The sequence below is a fragment of the Halioglobus sp. D3-4 genome (assembly GCF_055809315.1).
The window spans coordinates 904,512-923,763 of record NZ_CM147907.1 but is presented as its reverse complement, the minus strand read 5'-3'; the positions used below and the strand labels follow the sequence as shown (position 1 = coordinate 923,763).

16 protein-coding genes are annotated in these 19,252 nt (G+C 55.6%); 8 read left to right on the top strand and 8 right to left on the bottom strand.

Annotation, left to right across the window (positions count from 1 at the left end):
- Position 1 precedes the first annotated feature (1 nt).
- The 6 genes from AC0L6S_RS03895 (at position 2) to AC0L6S_RS03870 (ending at position 4,799) form a co-directional block, all read left to right on the top strand.
- Positions 2-1,387, top strand: coding sequence for a DUF1501 domain-containing protein (locus AC0L6S_RS03895; protein WP_473427111.1), 1,386 nt, complete (start codon positions 2-4; stop codon positions 1,385-1,387).
- An 81-nt stretch (positions 1,388-1,468) separates the two neighbouring features.
- Complete coding sequence (locus AC0L6S_RS03890; protein ID WP_473427110.1) at positions 1,469-1,999, top strand: RNA polymerase sigma factor; 531 nt, start codon at positions 1,469-1,471, stop codon at positions 1,997-1,999.
- The gene (locus AC0L6S_RS03885) at positions 1,989-2,375 is read left to right on the top strand and encodes a hypothetical protein (protein WP_473427109.1); all 387 of its coding nucleotides are present in this window, start codon (positions 1,989-1,991) and stop codon (positions 2,373-2,375) included. Before AC0L6S_RS03890 ends, AC0L6S_RS03885 begins: the two co-directional genes overlap by 11 nt.
- A gap of 28 nt (positions 2,376-2,403) precedes the next feature.
- Positions 2,404-2,883: a Spy/CpxP family protein refolding chaperone gene (locus tag AC0L6S_RS03880; protein ID WP_473427108.1), complete on the top strand. Its 480-nt coding sequence runs from the start codon at positions 2,404-2,406 to the stop codon at positions 2,881-2,883.
- Between the two features lie 253 nt (positions 2,884-3,136).
- Positions 3,137-3,580 (top strand): hypothetical protein, encoded by a 444-nt coding sequence (locus tag AC0L6S_RS03875; protein ID WP_473427107.1) that lies wholly within the window; start codon positions 3,137-3,139, stop codon positions 3,578-3,580.
- A gap of 58 nt (positions 3,581-3,638) precedes the next feature.
- Complete coding sequence (locus tag AC0L6S_RS03870) at positions 3,639-4,799, top strand: hypothetical protein (RefSeq protein WP_473427106.1); 1,161 nt, start codon at positions 3,639-3,641, stop codon at positions 4,797-4,799.
- 80 nt (positions 4,800-4,879) lie between these two features.
- On the opposite strand, the gene AC0L6S_RS03865 is transcribed toward AC0L6S_RS03870, so the two are convergent.
- Positions 4,880-5,278: a hypothetical protein gene (locus tag AC0L6S_RS03865; RefSeq protein ID WP_473427105.1), complete on the bottom strand. Its 399-nt coding sequence runs from the start codon at positions 5,276-5,278 to the stop codon at positions 4,880-4,882.
- 146 nt (positions 5,279-5,424) lie between these two features.
- On the bottom strand, positions 5,425-5,952 hold the full coding sequence (locus AC0L6S_RS03860; protein ID WP_473427104.1) for a nuclear transport factor 2 family protein: 528 nt from the start codon (positions 5,950-5,952) through the stop codon (positions 5,425-5,427).
- A 258-nt stretch (positions 5,953-6,210) separates the two neighbouring features.
- On the opposite strand from AC0L6S_RS03860, the gene AC0L6S_RS03855 reads away from it, so the two are divergent.
- Entirely contained in the window at positions 6,211-6,939 is a 729-nt protein-coding gene (locus AC0L6S_RS03855) for a sterol desaturase family protein (RefSeq protein ID WP_473427103.1), read from the top strand.
- Positions 6,940-6,981: 42 nt separating this feature from the next.
- Here the strand turns inward: AC0L6S_RS03855 and prsT are convergent, their stop codons facing one another.
- The 4 genes from prsT to AC0L6S_RS03835 form a co-directional block, all read right to left on the bottom strand.
- Positions 6,982-9,738 carry an XrtA/PEP-CTERM system TPR-repeat protein PrsT gene (gene prsT / locus AC0L6S_RS03850; protein WP_473427102.1) on the bottom strand — a complete coding sequence of 919 codons (2,757 nt, stop codon included), beginning with the start codon at positions 9,736-9,738 and terminating at the stop codon, positions 6,982-6,984.
- 229 nt (positions 9,739-9,967) lie between these two features.
- Positions 9,968-11,236: a cytochrome P450 gene (locus AC0L6S_RS03845; protein ID WP_473427101.1), complete on the bottom strand. Its 1,269-nt coding sequence runs from the start codon at positions 11,234-11,236 to the stop codon at positions 9,968-9,970.
- Positions 11,237-11,420: 184 nt separating this feature from the next.
- A complete protein-coding gene (locus tag AC0L6S_RS03840) occupies positions 11,421-13,028 on the bottom strand; it encodes an AMP-binding protein (RefSeq protein ID WP_473427100.1) in 1,608 nt (535 codons plus the stop codon).
- 50 nt (positions 13,029-13,078) lie between these two features.
- Complete coding sequence (locus tag AC0L6S_RS03835) at positions 13,079-14,518, bottom strand: lipopolysaccharide biosynthesis protein (RefSeq protein WP_473427099.1); 1,440 nt, start codon at positions 14,516-14,518, stop codon at positions 13,079-13,081.
- Positions 14,519-14,667: 149 nt separating this feature from the next.
- On the opposite strand from AC0L6S_RS03835, the gene AC0L6S_RS03830 reads away from it, so the two are divergent.
- A complete protein-coding gene (locus tag AC0L6S_RS03830) occupies positions 14,668-15,924 on the top strand; it encodes a cytochrome P450 (protein WP_473427098.1) in 1,257 nt (418 codons plus the stop codon).
- 63 nt (positions 15,925-15,987) lie between these two features.
- On the opposite strand, the gene AC0L6S_RS03825 is transcribed toward AC0L6S_RS03830, so the two are convergent.
- Both AC0L6S_RS03825 and fusA read right to left on the bottom strand, forming a co-directional pair.
- Positions 15,988-16,863, bottom strand: coding sequence for an SDR family NAD(P)-dependent oxidoreductase (locus AC0L6S_RS03825; RefSeq protein WP_473427097.1), 876 nt, complete (start codon positions 16,861-16,863; stop codon positions 15,988-15,990).
- Between the two features lie 204 nt (positions 16,864-17,067).
- Complete coding sequence (gene fusA / locus AC0L6S_RS03820; protein WP_473427096.1) at positions 17,068-19,152, bottom strand: elongation factor G; 2,085 nt, start codon at positions 19,150-19,152, stop codon at positions 17,068-17,070.
- Positions 19,153-19,252 lie beyond the last annotated feature (100 nt).

The window sequence follows — 19,252 nt, the reverse complement described above, 5'->3', positions numbered from 1 at the left end:
CATGCAGAACCGAAGAAAGTTTCTGAAATCATCCCTGGCCCTTCCCATGATGATGTCCGGCGGCTCCATGCTGGGATCACTGGCAGGGTTTAACGCACACGCTGCAGACATCTCGGGATATCGCGCACTGGTATGTGTCTTCCTGTTCGGTGGTATGGATTGCCACGACACTGTACTGCCTTATGACGAGGCCTCCTACAACGATTATGCCGGTATCCGCGCACCGCTGCTTGAAACTTACGCTGCGCTGCCGGGTGGCTCCTCCCGCACTCGCGAATCATTGCTGGCGCTGACGCCACTCAATAGCCACTTCGGCTCGCGTCAGTTTGCACTGCCGCCACAAATGAGCGCAATACACAACCTGTTCACACAGGGCCGCGCAGCGATAGTGGGCAATGTGGGTCCGTTGAGCGAACCCACCGATCGCGCGAGCTTCTACAACAACTCGTCGCTACTGCCAGCGCGCCTGTTTTCCCACAACGACCAGCAATCCACCTGGATGTCGTTTGCTCCTGAAGGTTCACAATTAGGCTGGGGCGGACGTTTTGGTGACGCGACTATCGCAGCAAATGCACAAAGTATCTTCTCGCAGATATCGCTGGCCGGAAATTCCGTTTTCCTCACTGGCGACCGTGTCTCGCCATATCAGATCAGCGCCAGCGGTGTGCCGTCCATTCAAATGATTGATGCAGCGCCAGCGCAACTGGGGCCTCTCCTGCGTAACCACTTCGACGCGGCAGGTGCCGAACGCAGCAATCTGTTTGAGCGCGACATCATTAATCTCAGCAGGACTTCGCTGGAGGCCAACGACACACTGGAGAACGCCCTGCTCTCCGGTGCATCCATCAACACACCCTTTCCCACCAGCGGTCTGGGCGCACAGTTGCGCGCGGTAGCCCAGACCATCGCTGTACGCGACACATTGGGCGCTTCGCGACAGGTATTCTTTGTGTCACTGGGAGGCTTTGATACACACTCAGCTCAGGCTACGGACCTGCCCGCCCTGCAGCAAGATATAAGCGATTCCATCAGCGCATTCTACGCCGCAACTGAAGAGTTGGGTGTGGCTAACGAGGTAACAACGTTTACGGCAGCAGATTTTGGACGTACGCTAACCGTCAATGGCGATGGCACTGATCACGGCTGGGGCAGCCATCACTTCGTGGTTGGCGGCGCCGTCAAAGGCGGCGATATTTACGGCGACATTCCAGTGTCACAACTGGAGCACGACCAGGACGCAGGCAATGGCCGATTGATTCCCTCGGTGTCCGTCGAACAGTTCGCCGCGCCGATGGGAAGTTGGTTCGGATTGAATCAACAGGAACTGAGCGCTGCCCTGCCCGGGTTGGCAAACTTCCCGGCCGGCGGTTTGAGCTTTTTGGCATGACCGCACAGGTGAGGCACGGTGTATTTCCCCGGTGACGTTGCGGGGTACACTGGTGAGCTTCTCATTGAGAGACAATCTGTTGTGTCACCGCAGCTTGAACAACTAAAGATCCTGCACACTGACAGTTTTGGTTGGGCGCTGGCCTGTTGCGCCTGGCACCGCGAACTCGCTGAGGATGTCTTGCAGGAAGCCTACTTACGCGTGCTGGACGGGCGCGCCATCTTCAGCGAAAGCGCCTCTCTGAAAACCTGGTTCTTTGCTGTGATCAAACGGGTAGCAGCTGATATACAGCGCACCCAGAAACGACGCTCATTACTGAACCTGCGCATAGTGGCCAATGACCCGGAAACCGCGCCTTCAGCACCCGGCCATGACAACCCCGTGGCGGAGGCATTGCAGAGTGATCAGACATCACAGAAATTGCAGTCTGCCCTACTGCTACTTTCGCAGCGACAGCGAGAAGTACTGCATTTGGTTTTTTACAGTGGCATGTCGCTGGAGGAGGCTGCGACAACGGTTCAAATCACCGTTGGCTCCGCTAGAACACATTATCACCGTGGCAAGGGTAGGCTGCTGGAGATACTGACGGAGAATGAGACCAATGAACACTAGACAAACTACTGCACCAGAGCTGCGCCTGGAGCAACACTTCCGGCAGATGCGCCGCGAGGAGATGACGCAGGCACCCGCTTTTCCCGACGAAGCGACACTCTCACAGCCGGGCGCTCTGGGTACCGCACGGCCGGTGTATCGCGCGATGCCTAAAGTGGCCGCTGCGATAGCACTGTTGGCGACATTCCTGCTGCTGCTCAGTAGAGAACCTGCTCCGCAGGATCCGGCGCAGCTATACGCAGACATCATGAGCGCGAACAGCGTCACCACCGACACATTGTTATCGGTATCCCCGGGCACTCTGCCGGCAATGACCAACTTGCCGGAGGTCTATGAAACCGAAGCCATGGCCGGCGAGTTACAACGCACAAATTGAACACTGGAATATTTTGGAGGAATTGGCGATGAGACTGGTCAAGTTACTGATAGTTGCCGCCTGCGTCAGTCTGGCAACTACAAGTCTGGGAACCGCGGCACAGGCAGATTTCACACGTAGCATTCAGGTCAAACGTGAAGCACTCAAAATGGGGCTATACCCTCCGGATGTCATTATGCGACATCAGGAGACACTCGGTATCACCATGGCACAGCGTAAGGAAATTATCGATGCAGTGAAGCGCTTTCAGTCAGACGTCGCAGACTTGCAGTGGACGATGCAGGGCGAACAGCAGAAAATGCAGCAGGTATTCGCTGCGTATACCATCGACTCGAACGAGTCCCTGGCGCTGGCCGAAAAAGTACTGGCGCTGGAATCCCGTTTCAAACTGGCCCACCTGAAGCTGTTGATCACAATCAAGAATGCACTCACCAAAGAGCAGATCGATAAAATCAATCAGGAGATTACACTCAGGCGTAAATCGATGGGAACCAACAAAGAGAGATGAAAAAGACTACTGGCACTCGCCTATCACACCGTGAAGCGAAATATTGGATGTAATAGGCTTCAGGCTCTACAGTGTTTTCAATACCCTTCTTTCGTGTCGTTGGCGTTTTAACTCGGACCCCAATAGAATGGGCAGCGAATAAAACAACAAGTGGTTGGCGATAGCTACCATGGCACGCCATGGGCAATACTCCCGCTAACGCTACCCAGGATTTGAACGCCACTGATCTGAAGAAAAACTGAGGCTCCACACCATGCCCTATCCGACTAAAAAAGCCCTTCTGAACTGGGCGCAAAAATACCCGCTGCTGTGGAACGCCGGTGACAAGAACGCCTGGGTGGATAACTGGCGCTCGGTTGCCTGTGGTGAGTTTCGTATGCTGGACCCGGTGGGAACGCCGGAGAAGCGTGGCTTCAAAGCGTGCTGTGAAGACTCCTGGGACCTGTTCCAGCCAAGGGTCACTTTCCGTATTCAACCGGGCACGCTGTTTGTCTGCGCCAATGAAGTCGCCTGGTGTCTGGAGAATCATTTTGAAGGGCCTGATGGCGCAGAGGTGCAATACAGTCTGGAGACCTACCGCTTTGGCGACGATGACTCAGTGAGCATCCGCACCTACTACCGGGTTCCAGCACACGACAATGCCCAGCTGGGCGATATCTTCCAAACCTATCTACCGGAGAATTCAGAGGGGAATTAATTATCTGACGCTGCTAGACTGGATCCTTCCTTTTCGACACCTTCAGGCCTCTGTCCCTATGAAATTCGTCAAACCACTGTGGGTACTTGCCGTACTGTCTGTCACCTACGGCTGTAGTCACCCCATCGAAATTCGCGGCAAGGGCGCCGGGGATGTACTGTCCTATACCGCAACACGTGACTGTTTTATGGAGGACTACCAACAGGGGCTGGCGAATTGCGCCGAAAACTACATTGTCGGCGACTACGATGAAACATACACGGCCGTACCCCGATCTGATGCCCAGTTCCATCGCTGGGCAAATTACTGTGAAAGCGCAGACACCAACGCATGTTCGTTCGATGTTTCGGCATCGGTGGTAAAGAAATTTTACTTCGAAACAGTGCCACCGCTGCAGGCCATCTTCCGGCCCAAAGTGAATACCGGCTTCAAAATGGTGTCATTCGGCCATAGCTTTTTTAACCCCATGGCGATGAATTTGGAGGGCCATGCACACGCCGCGGGCTTTACCGACCACGAAACTATCCACTTTTCTGCAGGTGGCGCAAATGGCGCACCGATGGCGTTTTGGAACAACAATACTGTGCGTCCGCAGATACAGGCGGAGCTTGATAGCGGTGACATCGACCTTGTCGGAATGACCTACTACCCCACCTACCCGACCATCGATGGTTATAGAAACTGGGTTCAGTACGCACTGAGCAAGAACCCGGACACCCGGTTTTTTATCGCCCTGCCCTGGAATACCTATCCGGCGGACGTTACCGCCGAACAATACGAGAGCGATTACCATGTATTTCACCCGGAAATCACCCACGCATTCATAGATACACTTCGCACTGAGTTTCCGGGCGTGGATTTTTATTGCATTCCCTACGGGCTCAGTGCAGTGGAATTACGCAACCTCTATGCCGATGGCACCCTTACTGGCAACGGTGACGTTTCCACGCTGCAGGGCAGCGCGAATAGTGCTATCTACACTGACAACCTAGGACATGCCGGTGACATTCTGGTCGAACTCAGCAGCCTGGTGTGGCTGGAGGCCATTTACGGCGTCGATCTGGCCAGCTATAACTATGCCCCGGGTTACACCACTGACCTGAAAGCGATTGCCAGCGAAATCATCGCAACACATAACGTCGCCTACGTGGCACCTCCTGATATATATCCCGATGCCGATGACAACGGCATTCCGGATCGTTACGAGCCCACTGAATAACCGGATAGAAAAGTGTACTCGCGGTAGTTAGGCAACACTGACACCGAGCGGCGGCAGGCAGAATCTACGAGAGAGCGACACTAATCTGGCGCTATTGTAGTGCGATGAGGGTATATCTCCGCAATCAGCTGATTCAACGCAGCATCGAAACTCTCATCCGGGTTGTCTCGACAGTACTGCTCTAACCATACCATCAGCGTTTTGGTATTTTTGCGGCCACCGATATCATATGTATCGTGGGCCAGCCGACTGACACCGGTCAGGTAACCCATCGTATAGAGCGAAAAGCCGTACAACGCAGCCCAGTCATCGTCTTTTTTGGCACTGTTCACCGCGCGGTTAAGTGCATAACAACTCTCAACCTTGTCGTACGCGCGCACACCGTACTGGCGATTCATATCCGCTGCCTGGACCACGGCCAGCGAAGTCCACAGGGCCAGTGACAGCCCGCTAGTCCACATCAAAGCCCTGAACCTCATGATCCCCTCTCGCGTGTGAGTCCTGCTGCCGATATGATAAACACTGCATGGCAGCAAGGGAATCTCTGCCACCCAACACGGTCGACAGTTTCAGCGCTCGTTACACTGGAGCTGGGCGCGAGCGAGGTACCGCCGCAGCACGCGTGCTAACGGTTCATCGCCAGTTGCGCCTCCAGTTTCTGTTTCATGGGCAGCACCCACTGCGCCTTCAACTGCGGTGATAACAGGCCGGCATCCTCAAGCTCATCACACAGTTTCATCTGGTGAGCGAGATCGAACATATCGAGTTGGCGGCATATGCGGGCCTGTGCATCCAGTGTGAGAAACGAGATGCCCGGCGATTCAAAGTAACTACCATCCTCCCGGGTACCCGGGCCGCGGTTCATCCAGTGGGTAATCAGCCGGTTTTCGATACCGGTGTACACCCCCATATAAGGAAATGTCCAGCCCTCCCAGCCGACGTTCATATCCCGACCATAATGTGTGGCTTTGATCTCATCTATGCTGTTGGCGGTCACATCCATCACACCCGCGTACTGGCACGTGTAGATACAGTCCTGCGCATAGATCTGATCGACAAAAAATAGCCAGTCGTTAGTTCGGGAGGCCTCTTCGTGCGCAGCAATCAGCTTCTCTGCTGTTCCCCGCAATTTACTTTCGCTTAACAAACTCATAATTCACTCCCCGAATAACCTGCGGAACGGCCCCGTATTTGTCCCAAAAACCCTGTGCACTGACGTTCTCAGGCAGTTGTGACAGCGCGGTAACCCAGACTCCTATGATCCGGGAGAGTGTAACGACAATAGTCATTATGTCAATTCAAATTGACTAGTCGTCAATATACGCTTACTATTTTTTCGGCGTCATCAGTCAAACAAATCCCAATACCAGTGCTGTTGCTACACACCACCCGAATCACGAGGTAAAGAAGCATGGATAACAATTGGCTTTCCTACATCTGGCAACATTACAATATTGTCGGCTCGCTATTGGCACTGGCGGCGATAGTCGCCATTACCGTAGTCGGCAAGCGCCTGCTGTTTCGCGTGCCCGCGCTGGCGAACATGCGTGCGCTCAATAAGGAAAAGGATAAGCCCAAGTGGGCACAGGAGAAATACCGACCGATTGTTCGCGCCACGCAAAAAACGGGCCTGTATTGCAATCTCACCTTTTTCCTGGTGCTGCTACCCTTTTGCATTACGCTTCAAAGCCAGTCTGTGTGGACGGTGCTTCTGCACACCTTCGTCATACTGATGTTCTACGACTTTTTCTATTATCTGGCACATCGATTCTGGTTCCACGGGCAGGGCCCGATGCGCAAAATCCACGCGGTACACCACCAGGCACGCAATCCCACCTATCTGGATGCGCACTATGTGCACCCTTTGGAAACCTTCGTCGGACTGGGAATGTTTATCGCATCGATTGTGTTGCTTGCTGCGATCATGGGGCCCTTTCACATCGCCACCGTGGTGATAACGTTTGTGATCTTTACCAATATCAATCAGATCAATCACGTCTTTCTGGACCTGCCGTACTTTCCGTACAAGTCGATAAACTGGGTTGTCGCGAAGCACCATGTCCATCACGAGAATATGCATAAAGGCAACTACGCCACCATTACGCTGTTCTACGACAAACTGTTCGGCACGCTCGATTGACTTACACCGGCACCGGAACAGGCACCGACACGCAACTGGAGGCTAATTTTCCAGCTTGGCCAGCAGTGATTTCGCCTCTGCCAACTCGGGGAATGGCTTGTTGGCAGCAATCAACTTTTTCAACGTTGAACGCGCGGTGGAGTTATCATTGTTAGCCACGGCGATCATCGCACTGTGATATCGAATCGAGGGATCGTCAGGCGCGGCTTTTAGCGCGCGCAGGATACTGCGCTGAGCCTGCAGATACTCCTCATTGCTGTATTCAACCAGTGCTAGCGTATCCAGAATGGCGGCCGATTCAGGTGCCAGACTGGCCGCTCTTCGAGCATATTCCAGCGCCTGCTCTGGCTCCTTGTTCCTCAGAATCCAGGCCTGATTATTCAGCGCTGTGAGATTCTCCGGTGCAGCCTGCAGGATAATTGCATACTGCGTGGTGGATTGCGGAACCTGCCCGTCCGACATCAAGGTGCTGCCGTAGGCCAGCCGGACGGCTACATCATCCGGGTTCTTCTCCAGCCATTGTGCAAGGCGCGCAAGCGCGCTACTGCGCTCACCTACCGCCTCCTCGTAGGCTGCCAATGTTACCAGTGCCTCGCTGGATGGTGCAGCTTTAAAGGCCTTCTCCGCCAGGTTTTTGGCCGCAGGCAGATTGCCCTGATACTGAGCGGCCGTGGCCTGCATCAGCAAAACATCGGGGTTCTTCGGCGCCAGCACTTGCAGCTTTTCCATTTGTTGGTTGAACGCATCCATATCTTTGGCTGCCAGCAATATTTTCGCCAGCGTGATTCTGGACGGGAGGTACTCTTCATCCAGTTCCAACGACAGGCGCAATTGCTCCTCAGTGCGCTCTGCATCACCCTGGTCAGCCGCAGCCATCGCCATCAGGTGACGTATCTTCGCACTGTCCTCGGATACCTCCAGCAATTTTTCCAGCGAAAATTGGGCAGCGTTGGGCTCTTTCATGGCTAACTGGGCAAGCGCATTTAACAGCAAAGCCTCCGAGGTATTCTGTTGCTGTGAAGTGAGATCCGTAAACAGCTGCGCAACCTGTTCCGGTTTACCCTGATCGAGGTAGTAGCGCGCGAGCAACAGCCTTGGCTCCAGTGCCGTAGGCGCAGCCAACATGGCCTTCTCAAGATGCTCGGCCATCGCCTCCCCTTTCCCTGCCCGCGCATCCAGTATCGCTAGTTGCAGGTGTGCCTGCGGGGAATCGGTTTGCACTCTCAGTATCGCCTCAAAATATTCCCGTGCGGCCGACGTATCGTTATCAGCCAGAGCCATCTGTGCGAGGTAGAAGTTTGCACTCGAGTCCGTGCCGTCCGCCTTCAGAGCCTGCTTGAATGCCTTGCGCGCCTGCTCGGGCTTACCGGCCTCCTGATAAACTCTGCCCAAGAGGTTAAAAGGTGCCGCGCTGTCCGGGTTATTGCGTTGATAGGCTTTAGCCGCCTTGATGGCAGCATCATAGTCTTCCTTCTGCATATGGTTTAGCACCAGCAGAATATCAGCCATAGGCAGGTTAGGGCTCATCTCCAGCGCTGTCTGGATCGGCTGGATTGCCTCATCACCTCCACCCCCCATGAGCATGCCGGCTCCCAGCCTCACCTTCGCCTCGGCGGAATCCGGCTGCAATTCGGCGACCTTGGCCAGCAGTTCGATGGCCTCACTGGTCTTGCCCTGTTTCAGCAAGGCATCACTCATCAGATTGAGCGCGTCGATATCATCGGGATTGCTGTCCAACACTGGCTGCAGCAGGCGCTGAACACTGACAAAGTCATTCTGTTCAAGACGAATTACCGCCAGCAGTTTTCTGCCTTGCACGCTGCCTGGGCTCAAGTTATGAAAGCGTACCGCCTGGTTAGTCGCCAAATCCATATTCCCCTGCATCAGGTTGGCGCTGGCTAGGAAATACATGGACAGTGGATACTGTTTAAACGCGGGTTCCGTGACGGAAAGCGAGGCTACAGCCTCCTCATAGTTGCCGGCCTCGAAGTGCAGCAGCCCCTGCACATAGTTAGAGCCGGGATGCTTGGCTTTCTTCGACATCAGTGCCCTGGCATCGCGCTGTGCCGCTTCGTAATCTCCCAGGTGCATCTTCAGCAGTGCACGTTTGAACAGATCCTCGGCATTGTCCTGCTTCAGCTGGACGGCTTTGTTCAGGGCAGCCAGTGCGCCCTTGTAATTCTCTTGCTTCGTACGGATTGCTGCCCTCAGGCTCCAGGCGTCGCCGCGATTCGGGTCAATGGCGATTATCTGGTCGACCACTGCCAGAGCACCCTCCGAGTCATCTGCGTTCTCCAACAAACGCGCTTTTGCTATCAACACCTCAACATCTTCCGGCTTCAGAGCCAATGCTTGATCGATTAGTACTTCTGCCGTCTCCTCGTCGCCCAGTGCCAGTGCAGCCTGCGCCTGCAGGCCGAAAAGACTGGCTCGGGCAGTGGGCGTCATGCCCTCGGGATCCAGCTCGCCAACTGCTTCAAACTCCTCCTGTGCGTACAGCGCCTGCGCCATCGCCGGCTGAATATCATCGGGCGGCCAACCCAGATCAAGCGCCTGCTTCAACTCTTTACTGGCCGAGAGCACATCGCCGCTTTCAAGCGATGCCTTGCCGAGGAGCCAACGCGCCTGCGCAGAGTTCGGGTCCTGACGCAGGACATTTTTAAGTGCGATGGTGGCGGTGCGGTATTCGGACGCTGCCATCGCGTCTTTAGCCTGTTGAATATATTGCTCCGTGGACTCCTCTCCACCGCATGCCGCTAGAACTAGCAGTGTGAGTACAACCGGGAGTATTCGAAACATAGCCTGTACCTGTTGGAAATAACGCATGGCACCCCGACAGATAAGGCTGTCAGGGTAATTTATCGGCAATTAACATACCTCAGACCACGCCAACAAGAAAGGCAGCCTGTGACAGAGTGTGATTACATTCGCAATGCGGGCTGTGCTGACCCCGGCACACGCCTGCAAACCGACAGGCAAAAAAAACCCGCGGGGAATATCCCCGCGGGTTTCGCTGCGCGCGTGAATATCAGGCAGCTTTTTCCGATGCTTTGGTTTCAGGATCAAACGTGATGTGCATACGCTTGATACCGTTCACCAGGTTTGAGCGGGTGTAGGCGACTTCACCCACCAGTTTGGGGTTGCGCAGGCGGGGAATAATTTCCTCGAACATAACGCGCATTTCCAGGCGCGCAAGGTGGGTACCGAGACAGAAGTGCTGCCCGATACCGAATGCGCGGTGCTGGTTGTAAAGATCGGGCATCCGCTCGGCGCGGCGGACATCAAACTGCATGGCGTCCTCACCGAAGATGCTCTCGTCATGATTCACCGTATGGTAGTGCATGATGATCTTGTCACCCTTCTTGATAAGATGACCACCGACCTCGGTATCCTCCAGACAGGTACGACGCATCAGCGTGAATGCGGTGTTGTAGCGCAGCATTTCCTCACACGCTCCGGGAATCTTATCGGGGTTGTCCAGCAGGTACTGCAACTGATCAGGGTTTTCCATCAGCAGACGCATGCCCTGCGTGGTGACCGTACGTGTGGATTCGTTGCCGGCGGCGATCAGCATCAGGAAGAACCATACGAACTCGTCGTCACTGAGCCCGTCGTCCTTGCCGTTGCCCTCGATCAGGGCGCCAATAATGTCCTTCTTGGGGTTTTCCTTGTGCTCCGCCATCAACTTCATGGCGTACTCAATCACCTTGAAGGAGGCCTCCTGGGTCTCTTCCTCGGTCGCCGCCATTTCAGGGTCCTGGTTGAACATCATCTTGTTGGTCCACTCGAAGAAGTCCTTGCGATCTTCCGGCGGAATGCCACAGAGCTCGAGAATCGCGAGCAGCGGCAGTTCCGCCGCTACTTCCTCGACAAACTCGCATTCGCCGCGATGGGCCACTCTGTCGACAATATTCTTGGCGTGTGCCCGGAAGCTCGCCTCGTAGGAGTCAACCGCGCCCGGCGTGAAGGTGGCACGCACAATCTTGCGGGACTTCATCTGTCGGGGAGGATCCTGGTTGATCGTCATGTTGCGGTGAATCATATCCAGTTCTTCTTCGGGATACTCTTCCGCCAGCGCTGAGCGCTTCTCACTGGAAAACAGTTTCGGGTTCTTCGATATAAAATCGATTTCGTCGCGCCCGGTTACCAGCCAGTAGGGAACGCCCTGATAGGAGCCGTCCATATAGTGCACCGGTCCTGAGCGGCGTATTTCCGCGAGGGTATCGTAGGGCATTCCATTGACGTATGTCTCAGGGTCGATCAGGTTCGGAAAGTTTGCAAAGGGACATTCACTCATAGGAATCCTCTCCAGGCAGGCTATGTGGACGAAAAGCTAGAGACTACTAGGCGTTAGTTGCCCTGTCAATTCAAAAATTGTCCGGTTGATCACAAATCTGAAGGCGCTGGCCAAACTGCGTCGCGCGCCACACACCGGTAGTGGCGGGACAAGGGTGACGGTAACATACCACTGCCGCGACGACCTAGCGGCTGACCCTGAACCCCGCCGCCCTGGCATCCCAGGTCGATGTAGTCACGCCGCGTTCACGCAAACGAAATTTCTGCACTTTGTTGGTGGGAGTATAGGGGAGCGAATCGACGAACTGAATATAGCGCGGCACGAAAAAATACGGGGCATTGTCATTGATATACACGGCGAGTTCGTCCGCTTCCAGCGTCGCGCCAGGCTTGAGAATCACATCGAGCATGATCTCCTGCTCTGAGTCCAGCTCTGCGCTTTGAATGCCAAATGCTGCGACATCCGCAATTGCCGGATGCCTGCGCACTGCCAGTTCTACTTCAAATGTAGAAATATTGCGCCCCTTGTACCGCACCGCATCCTTTTTACGATCGCTGAAAAAATAGAAGCCGTCTTCATCGCATTTCAGCAAGTCTCCGGTCTTGTACCAGGGCCCCTCAAATGCCGCGGCGGTCGCCTCGGGGTTGTCAAAATACCCGTTGAAAATAAAATGTGGTTGCAGCGGCCTGACCCACAACTCACCCGCCTCCCCCGTGGCCACATCCTGGCCATCATCACCAACCAACCTGGCCTGAACGCCAGCCACCACGCTGCCGCAACTGCCGGGCGGCTGGCTGCGCCCGGCTACCGGGGCGATAAGGCGCATGGCTTCACTCTGCCCCAGCCCCTGCGGCACCAGTTCCAGATTAAAACGCCGGCAGAAGGGTTCGGCCACGGCCGGCGGCATCGGGATTGCCATGAGCTTGCGCAGGCTGTGGGTGGCATCGTCCTCGCGTTCAGGGGTCTCCCACAGGAACATGTGCATCGCGCCCAGCGTAAAGCACTGCGTTGCCCTGTAGTGGTCGACTCGCTGCCAGAACGTCTTTACCGAAAAACCGGGATCCACCGCCAGCGGGACACCGGCAAACAGCGCCCGGAAAATAGCCGTAACCCACACTGCAGAGTTATACATCGGCAGCACTGTATAGATAATGTCGTCTTCGGCGATGCCATACTGGCACGCCTCATTGCAGGCCAGTGCGGCATTGAACCAGACATTGTGGCTCTGCATCACGCCCTTGGCCTTGCCCGTTGTGCCGGAAGTCCACAAGACTGAACAGGTATCCCCTGTGTCGAGCGCCGACATGTCCGGCTCACCTGCCCCCGCGATATACAATGACTGCAGACTCACAGCGCCGGGAACCGCCGTATGCTCACCGTGCATGGCGACAGTGGGCACCGTCAGGGAATCGCGCACCGCGAGCAGTCGCTCGGCGTGCGCATCATCACTCACCAGCACCGTGGGGCGACTGCCGTTAATCGTATCGATCAGCCACTGGCCTTTGTAATCGGTATTGACCGGGACCCACACCGCCCCGAGTTTGTTAGCCGCCAGCACCAGAAAAATTACCTCCGGCGCGCTGCTCATAAAGAACACCAGCCGCTCACCGGACTGCAGCCCCAACCCTGCCAAACCGGCCGCGAGCTGATTGACTCGCTGATTGACCTCAGCAAAGGTATAGACTTCATCAGAGAACAACAGATAGGGCTTGTCACCGTGCTGCTCGGCCTGTAACTGAATCGCGCGGCCCAGGTGACGCTCACCGGCGTCGGAAATTTGCAAAATATTCATACGGCTATTAGCTTCCTGAACAGCGGTATCGCAAGGTTAAAGGCGGCATCCTAGGATCGAATCAGCTGCAGCGTCTCAAGCATGCCCTTGCGGTCGATCAGCAGCATTGCCACACCGTAGGCAACCACGCCGATCGCCACTAGTTGCAACAAATATACCCAATCACCGACGCTTCCAAACACCGCATCCTGCATAAAATACACGGTGGCATACATTGTCATCCCTGCTGCGACAGGGCGCAGCATCTGAATCAGATAGTCCACCAGACCGACACCCACGGTGCTACATGTTCGCAACGCAGTAATAAAGAAAACCACCGGATACATGCAGAGCCAGGCATAGGCCAGGCCAATCACACCCCAGCGTGCTCCGGCATAAAAAGCGACAGGCATCAAAATTGCGGCAATCAGGAAGTTGGAGGCACTGGTAGCGGGACTTCCCACGCCCCACAATAATGGCGGAAAAACATTGCTCATCAATCGGAACGGCATCACCACACCCAACAACTGCAGCAGCGGCGCCGCCGGCAACCACTTGTCACCTAACAGGCAGGCGATGAGAGGCTCTGCAGTGCAACTGATACCAAAAAACACCGGAAATGCGGCTATGCCCAAGATACGGGTGGCCTTCAGCAGATAGTTCTGCACCGTTTTTGAATCGGTATTGGCGTGCGCATGCGAGAATGCTGGAAACGCGACCGAGTTCAACAGGCCACTGATCTTATGAATGGGGAGTGACGCCAACTGGCTGGCAACCGCGTAATAGCCCAGCAGATGATTGCCCAGCAGTTTGCCACCGATAAACTTGTCCGATTCACTGAACAGATACCACAGACCCCTGTCCGTGGTGACAAAGCCGCCAAATGCAAAGTGCTTGCGCATGCCGCGCAGCGAAAAACTCGGCCAGACCAGATTGCGTGTGATCAGGTTCAGACCGATCATGCGTGTGCCATTGGTGGCGAGCATGCCCCAGATCAGCGCCCAGACACCGAACCCGGCCAAGGCCATCACCAGCGTGACCAGACTGCCCATCACCAGGGTGGCGAAATCGACTACAGAGCGTTGGGCAAATTCGATGTCACGCTCCAATCGCGACTGTGGCAGGGTCTCGAAGATCAACAGCAAAAACTGAAACGAGAGCACCTGCACAATCGGGGTAAGCGCCGGCTCACCATAAAACGTGGCCACCGTGTCCGCGCTGAGAAACAGCAGCAGGAAAAAAAGTACATTGATGACAATGATGACGCCGAAAATCTGCCGTGTCATCTGCTCGTCGATCTCCCTGTCCTGTACCAATACGGCATCCAGGCCTGCTGTATTAAGCAGTATCAGGAGGGAGACAACCACCATGGCCATTGCCATCAGGCCGTAATCACCGGGCGAGAGCAGGCGAATCACCATGATGGTAATGCCCCAGGACACAGCCTGACCCAGAAAGCGGGCCGCCGCGCTCCAACGCAATGCCGACATGACCTTGCTGCGAATATCCATGTTTAAATTCTCGGGCTTTCTACTTTTTTGTTTAGGGGCACAGGATACGGCAAGGGACCAGTTACCCAAAGCCCCGATATCCTGTCGAATTGGCCAAATAGCCCAGATGGCATACACTGCAGAGAAATCGCTGAATGAGATAGCTGCATATGGAACTGTCTGACCTGCTGATGGATGCGGCCGAACGCGCCGACCAGGATCCCTACTCGCTGCCGCTGGAAAAAGTTAATGTCGCCAACCCATTCCTGTTCGCGCGCGATATCCACGGCCGCTGGTTCAAACGACTGCGCGATGAAGCCCCCGTGCACTACTGTCCGGAGAGTTTCTTTGGGCCCTACTGGTCGGTGACGCGCTACGAGGACATCGTCAAGGTCGACACCTCGCACGAGATCTTTTCCTCGGAGCCGGCTATTACCATCGGCGATACGCAGGACAACTTCCACCTGCCGATGTTTATTGCGATGGATCGCCCCAAACACGATGAACAACGCCGGGTTGTGAGCCCGGTAACCGGTGCCGAGAACCTGCGTCACTTTGAACCTATTATCCGCGAGCGCACCACCGAAGTGCTGGACAACCTGCCCGTGGGCGAAACCTTCGACTGGGTGGAGCATGTCTCGATAGAGCTGACCACCCGCATGCTGGCAACGCTGTTTGATTTCCCATTTGAGGAGCGCAGCAAGCTCACGCGCTGGTCCGATGTCGCCACGGCCATTCCCGGTATTGGCGTCATCGAATCGGACGAGCAGCGCAACGAGGAACTGCAGGGCTGCCTGGCCTACTTCACTGAACTGTGGAATGAACGGGTCAAGCTGCCGGTGAAGAATGATCTGGTATCGATGCTCGCCCATGGCGAGGCGACCCGCAACATGGAGCCGATGGAGTATCTGGGTAATCTGGTGCTGCTCATCGTCGGGGGCAACGACACCACCCGCTCCACCATGACCGCCAGTGCGCTGGCGCTGCACCAGAATCCAGATCAGTACACCAAACTGGTCGCGAACCCCCAACTGATCGATTCCATGGTTGCAGAAACCATCCGCTGGCAGACACCACTGGCCCATATGCGTCGTCTTGCCAAAGTGGATACTGAACTGGGCGGGCAGAAGATAAAAGCCGGCGACAAAGTTGTCATGTGGTACGTATCGGGCAACCGGGACGAGCGCTTTATGCAGAATCCAGACGCTTTCGATATTGAGCGACCCGATGTGCGGCGCCACCTGTCTTTCGGATTCGGCATACACCGCTGCATGGGCAACCGGCTGGCTGAGCTGCAGTTGCGGATTCTGTGGCAGGAAATCCTCAAACGCTTTGACAGCGTTGAGGTTATGGGCGAACCCGAGCGCACGGTATCTTCGTTCGTGCACGGCTTCACATCCATGCCTGTCAGGCTGCACCCGCTGTAGCACGACGGACGCTGCCTGATGGTGAAGCAAGCGTCATCTGCTTGCTTCACCACCTGCCTGAGACTAAAGCTGCGGAATTTCCGCTTGGTCGATGGGTAGCTCACTGCGGCCGATACGCGCGGCGCGCTCCTGCAGTGTGGCCTCGGCCTCCTCCACCCGGATCATAATCACAAAGCGGTTTTCACGAATACCCTGCAAGCAGTAGCGCGCCAACTCATCCAGATCCTGAAACTCCAGCTCCCAGCCCGCCTTCTCGGCAGCCACCTTGAAGTCCTCCACTGTGGGCACCGGATCATAGGGCTTCTCGCGCGCGAGGTCTTTGGGGCGGTTGCGATCCGTCGTCCAGATACCGGTGTCCAGCAGGCCACCTGAGGGGTAGAACACCGAGGCCGACAGCTTCGTGCCCTCACTTTGCAGTTGCGCTGCCAGACACTCGCTGATGCACGACACCGCCGCTTTGCTGGACGCGTAGACCGATTGATACGGCAGCGGCGAGATACCGCCATCGCCCGAGGATGTATTGATCACGTGGCCCTCTTCACCGGCGGCTATCATGCGCGGTACAAACGCCTGTATGCCGTGCACCACACCCAGCACATTGACACCGTGCACCCACTTCCAGTCGTTATCTGTGGTCTCCCACACGTTGGCAGAGGGAGCGGCAACACCGGCATTGTTAAACAGCAGATGACAGGCGCCATGCATGTCATAGACCTTGTCGGCAAAGGCATTGACGGAGTCTGCGCTGGAGACATCTGTCACTACCCCGCTCACCTCACCGGCCCCGGCAAACTCAGCCAGCACGCGATCCAGAGCTTTTTGCTCGACATCGCCGATAACCACTTTGGCACCCTCTGCCAACAGTTCCTTGACCAGCGAACGCCCAATGCCGCTGGCGCCCCCGGTTACCACTGCCACCTTACCTGCAAAATCTTTCACTGTGTTCTTCTCCATAGCCTGAGCGGGCACCCGTTATGCCATATTTATAACGGCGACTCCACCGCCAAAACCGCTTTGGCGGATGGTGAGGAGGTTTCTCCGGCAAGCGGCTTTCATCAGGCTAAATGACTGAACCGGCGCGGTGGAAATTCGGGACAAAAAAAACCCGGCATATGCCGGGTTTTCGGTTCGGTCGCTGCGCGATTAGCTCGCTGCCTTGCGTTCCTTGACCTCGGCGATAACCGTCTCGGCCACATTCTGCGGACACGGCAGGTAGTGGGAGAATTCCATGGAGAACTGACCACGGCCAGATGTCATGGTGCGCAACTGCCCAATGTAGCCAAACATCTCGGACAAAGGCACATCCGCCTTGATACGCACACCGGTAGCACCAGCGTCCTGATCCTTGATCATGCCGCGACGGCGGTTCAGGTCACCAATAACATCACCGACGTGATCTTCAGGCGTGAACACATCGACCTTCATGATGGGCTCTATCAACTGCGCGCCAGCTTTCGGCATTGACTGCCTGAAGGCGCCGCGTGCGGCAAGCTCAAATGCAATTGCCGAGGAGTCCACCGCGTGGAAGCCACCGTCGTACAGTTCGATTTCCACATCCAGTACCGGGAAGCCAGCGACGGTACCCTGATCCATCATGCCCTTGAAGCCCTTCTCGATAGCCGGGAAGAATTCCTTGGGTACGTTACCGCCGACAACCGTCGACGTGAAGACAAAGCCTGAACCGGGTTCGCCGGGGCGGATGCGGTAGTCGATCTTACCAAACTGACCAGAACCACCGGATTGCTTCTTGTGGGTGTAGGAGTCGTCCACTTCCTCGGTGATCGTTTCGCGGTAGGCCACCTGTGGCTTACCGACGACCAGATCAACACCGTAGGTACGCTTGAGAATATCCACCTTGATATCGAGATGCAGCTCGCCCATACCCTTGAGGATCGTCTCGCCGGAATCCTCGTCTGTTTCAACCCGGAATGAGGGATCTTCCGCAACCATTTTGCCAATCGCGATACCCATTTTCTCGGAGCCGCCTTTATCCTTGGGCGCCACCGCGATAGAAATTACCGGATCGGGGAACACCATAGCTTCCAGTGTACAGGGGTGCTTGACGTCACACAGCGTGTGGCCGGTTTGCACATTCTTCATACCGACAATGGCAATGATATCGCCAGCCTGCGCGGTCTCCAGCTCGTTGCGGTCGTTCGCGTGCATCTCCACCATGCGACCGATACGCTCAGTTTTGCCGGTAAATGAGTTGAGGATGGTATCGCCGCGGTTCAATACACCAGAGTAGATACGGACAAACGTCAACGCACCGAAGCGGTCGTCCATGATCTTGAACGCCAGCGCGCGCAGCGGCTCATCCAGTGCCACAGTTGCCACTTCACCAGTGGGCTCACCAAATTCATCGGTCAGGTCCTGTGGGTCTACTTCCGTAGGATCCGGCAGGTAGTCAACTACGGCATCCAGAACCAACTGAACCCCTTTGTCCTTGAACGCCGAGCCACAGTAGGTCGGAAAGAAGTCCAGTTTACGCGTACCTTCGCGAATGCAGCGCTTGATAACGTCCATATCGGGTTCAGTACCGTCGAGGTACAGCTCCATGGCTTCGTCATCCTGCTCAACGGCCGTTTCGATCAGTTTTTCGCGCCACTCCTCGACCTGGTCGACCATGTCTTCGGGTACGTCTGTGATCTCGTACACATCGGGGTTGGTCGGATCGGGCCATATATGTGCTTTACGTGTCAGCAGATCAACGATGCCGGTGAAATCGTCTTCACGACCGATTGGCAGCACCATCACCAGCGGGTTGGCACCCAGCACGTTTTCTACCTGGCTGACAACGCGCAGGAAGTCTGCACCGATGCGGTCGAGCTTGTTGACGAAGATGATACGGGCAACTTCTGATTCGTTGGCATAGCGCCAATTGGTTTCAGACTGGGGCTCTACACCGCCAGAGCCACAGAAAACGCCGACGCCGCCATCGAGAACTTTCAGTGAACGGTACACTTCAACAGTAAAATCAACGTGCCCGGGCGTGTCGATAATGTTGAGGCGGTGATCCTTCCAGAAACAGGTAGTAGCCGCAGACTGGATGGTAATACCACGCTCCTGCTCCTGCTCCATGAAATCCGTGGTTGCCGCGCCATCGTGCACTTCACCGGTCTTGTGAATCTTACCGGTAAGCTTCAGGATGCGCTCGGTGGTGGTGGTTTTACCGGCGTCAACATGGGCGAAAATACCGATGTTTCTGTACAGGGATAAGTCAGACATTGAAGTTCTCAGTCAATTAAGGTTAACGAGGCGTAATTTCAGGTGGCGCAGGGTACAGGAAAACGGTACATAATGGGAGTAGTGAAATTGCAAAATTCCA

Bases quoted from the DNA above. Each gene is read 5' to 3' on its own strand.
- AC0L6S_RS03895 (WP_473427111.1), top strand. From the start codon at position 2: ATGCAGAACCGAAGAAAGTTTCTGAAATCATCCCTGGCCCTTCCCATG.
- AC0L6S_RS03860 (WP_473427104.1), bottom strand. From the start codon at position 5,952: ATGAGTTTGTTAAGCGAAAGTAAATTGCGGGGAACAGCAGAGAAGCTG.
- AC0L6S_RS03835 (WP_473427099.1), bottom strand. From the start codon at position 14,518: ATGGATATTCGCAGCAAGGTCATGTCGGCATTGCGTTGGAGCGCGGCG.
- AC0L6S_RS03840 (WP_473427100.1), bottom strand. From the start codon at position 13,028: ATGAATATTTTGCAAATTTCCGACGCCGGTGAGCGTCACCTGGGCCGC.
- AC0L6S_RS03875 (WP_473427107.1), top strand. From the start codon at position 3,137: ATGCCCTATCCGACTAAAAAAGCCCTTCTGAACTGGGCGCAAAAATAC.
- AC0L6S_RS03855 (WP_473427103.1), top strand. From the start codon at position 6,211: ATGGATAACAATTGGCTTTCCTACATCTGGCAACATTACAATATTGTC.
- AC0L6S_RS03880 (WP_473427108.1), top strand. From the start codon at position 2,404: ATGAGACTGGTCAAGTTACTGATAGTTGCCGCCTGCGTCAGTCTGGCA.
- AC0L6S_RS03870 (WP_473427106.1), top strand. From the start codon at position 3,639: ATGAAATTCGTCAAACCACTGTGGGTACTTGCCGTACTGTCTGTCACC.
- AC0L6S_RS03885 (WP_473427109.1), top strand. From the start codon at position 1,989: ATGAACACTAGACAAACTACTGCACCAGAGCTGCGCCTGGAGCAACAC.
- AC0L6S_RS03845 (WP_473427101.1), bottom strand. From the start codon at position 11,236: ATGAGTGAATGTCCCTTTGCAAACTTTCCGAACCTGATCGACCCTGAG.
- AC0L6S_RS03830 (WP_473427098.1), top strand. From the start codon at position 14,668: ATGGAACTGTCTGACCTGCTGATGGATGCGGCCGAACGCGCCGACCAG.
- fusA (WP_473427096.1), bottom strand. From the start codon at position 19,152: ATGTCTGACTTATCCCTGTACAGAAACATCGGTATTTTCGCCCATGTT.
- prsT (WP_473427102.1), bottom strand. From the start codon at position 9,738: ATGTTTCGAATACTCCCGGTTGTACTCACACTGCTAGTTCTAGCGGCA.
- AC0L6S_RS03865 (WP_473427105.1), bottom strand. From the start codon at position 5,278: ATGAGGTTCAGGGCTTTGATGTGGACTAGCGGGCTGTCACTGGCCCTG.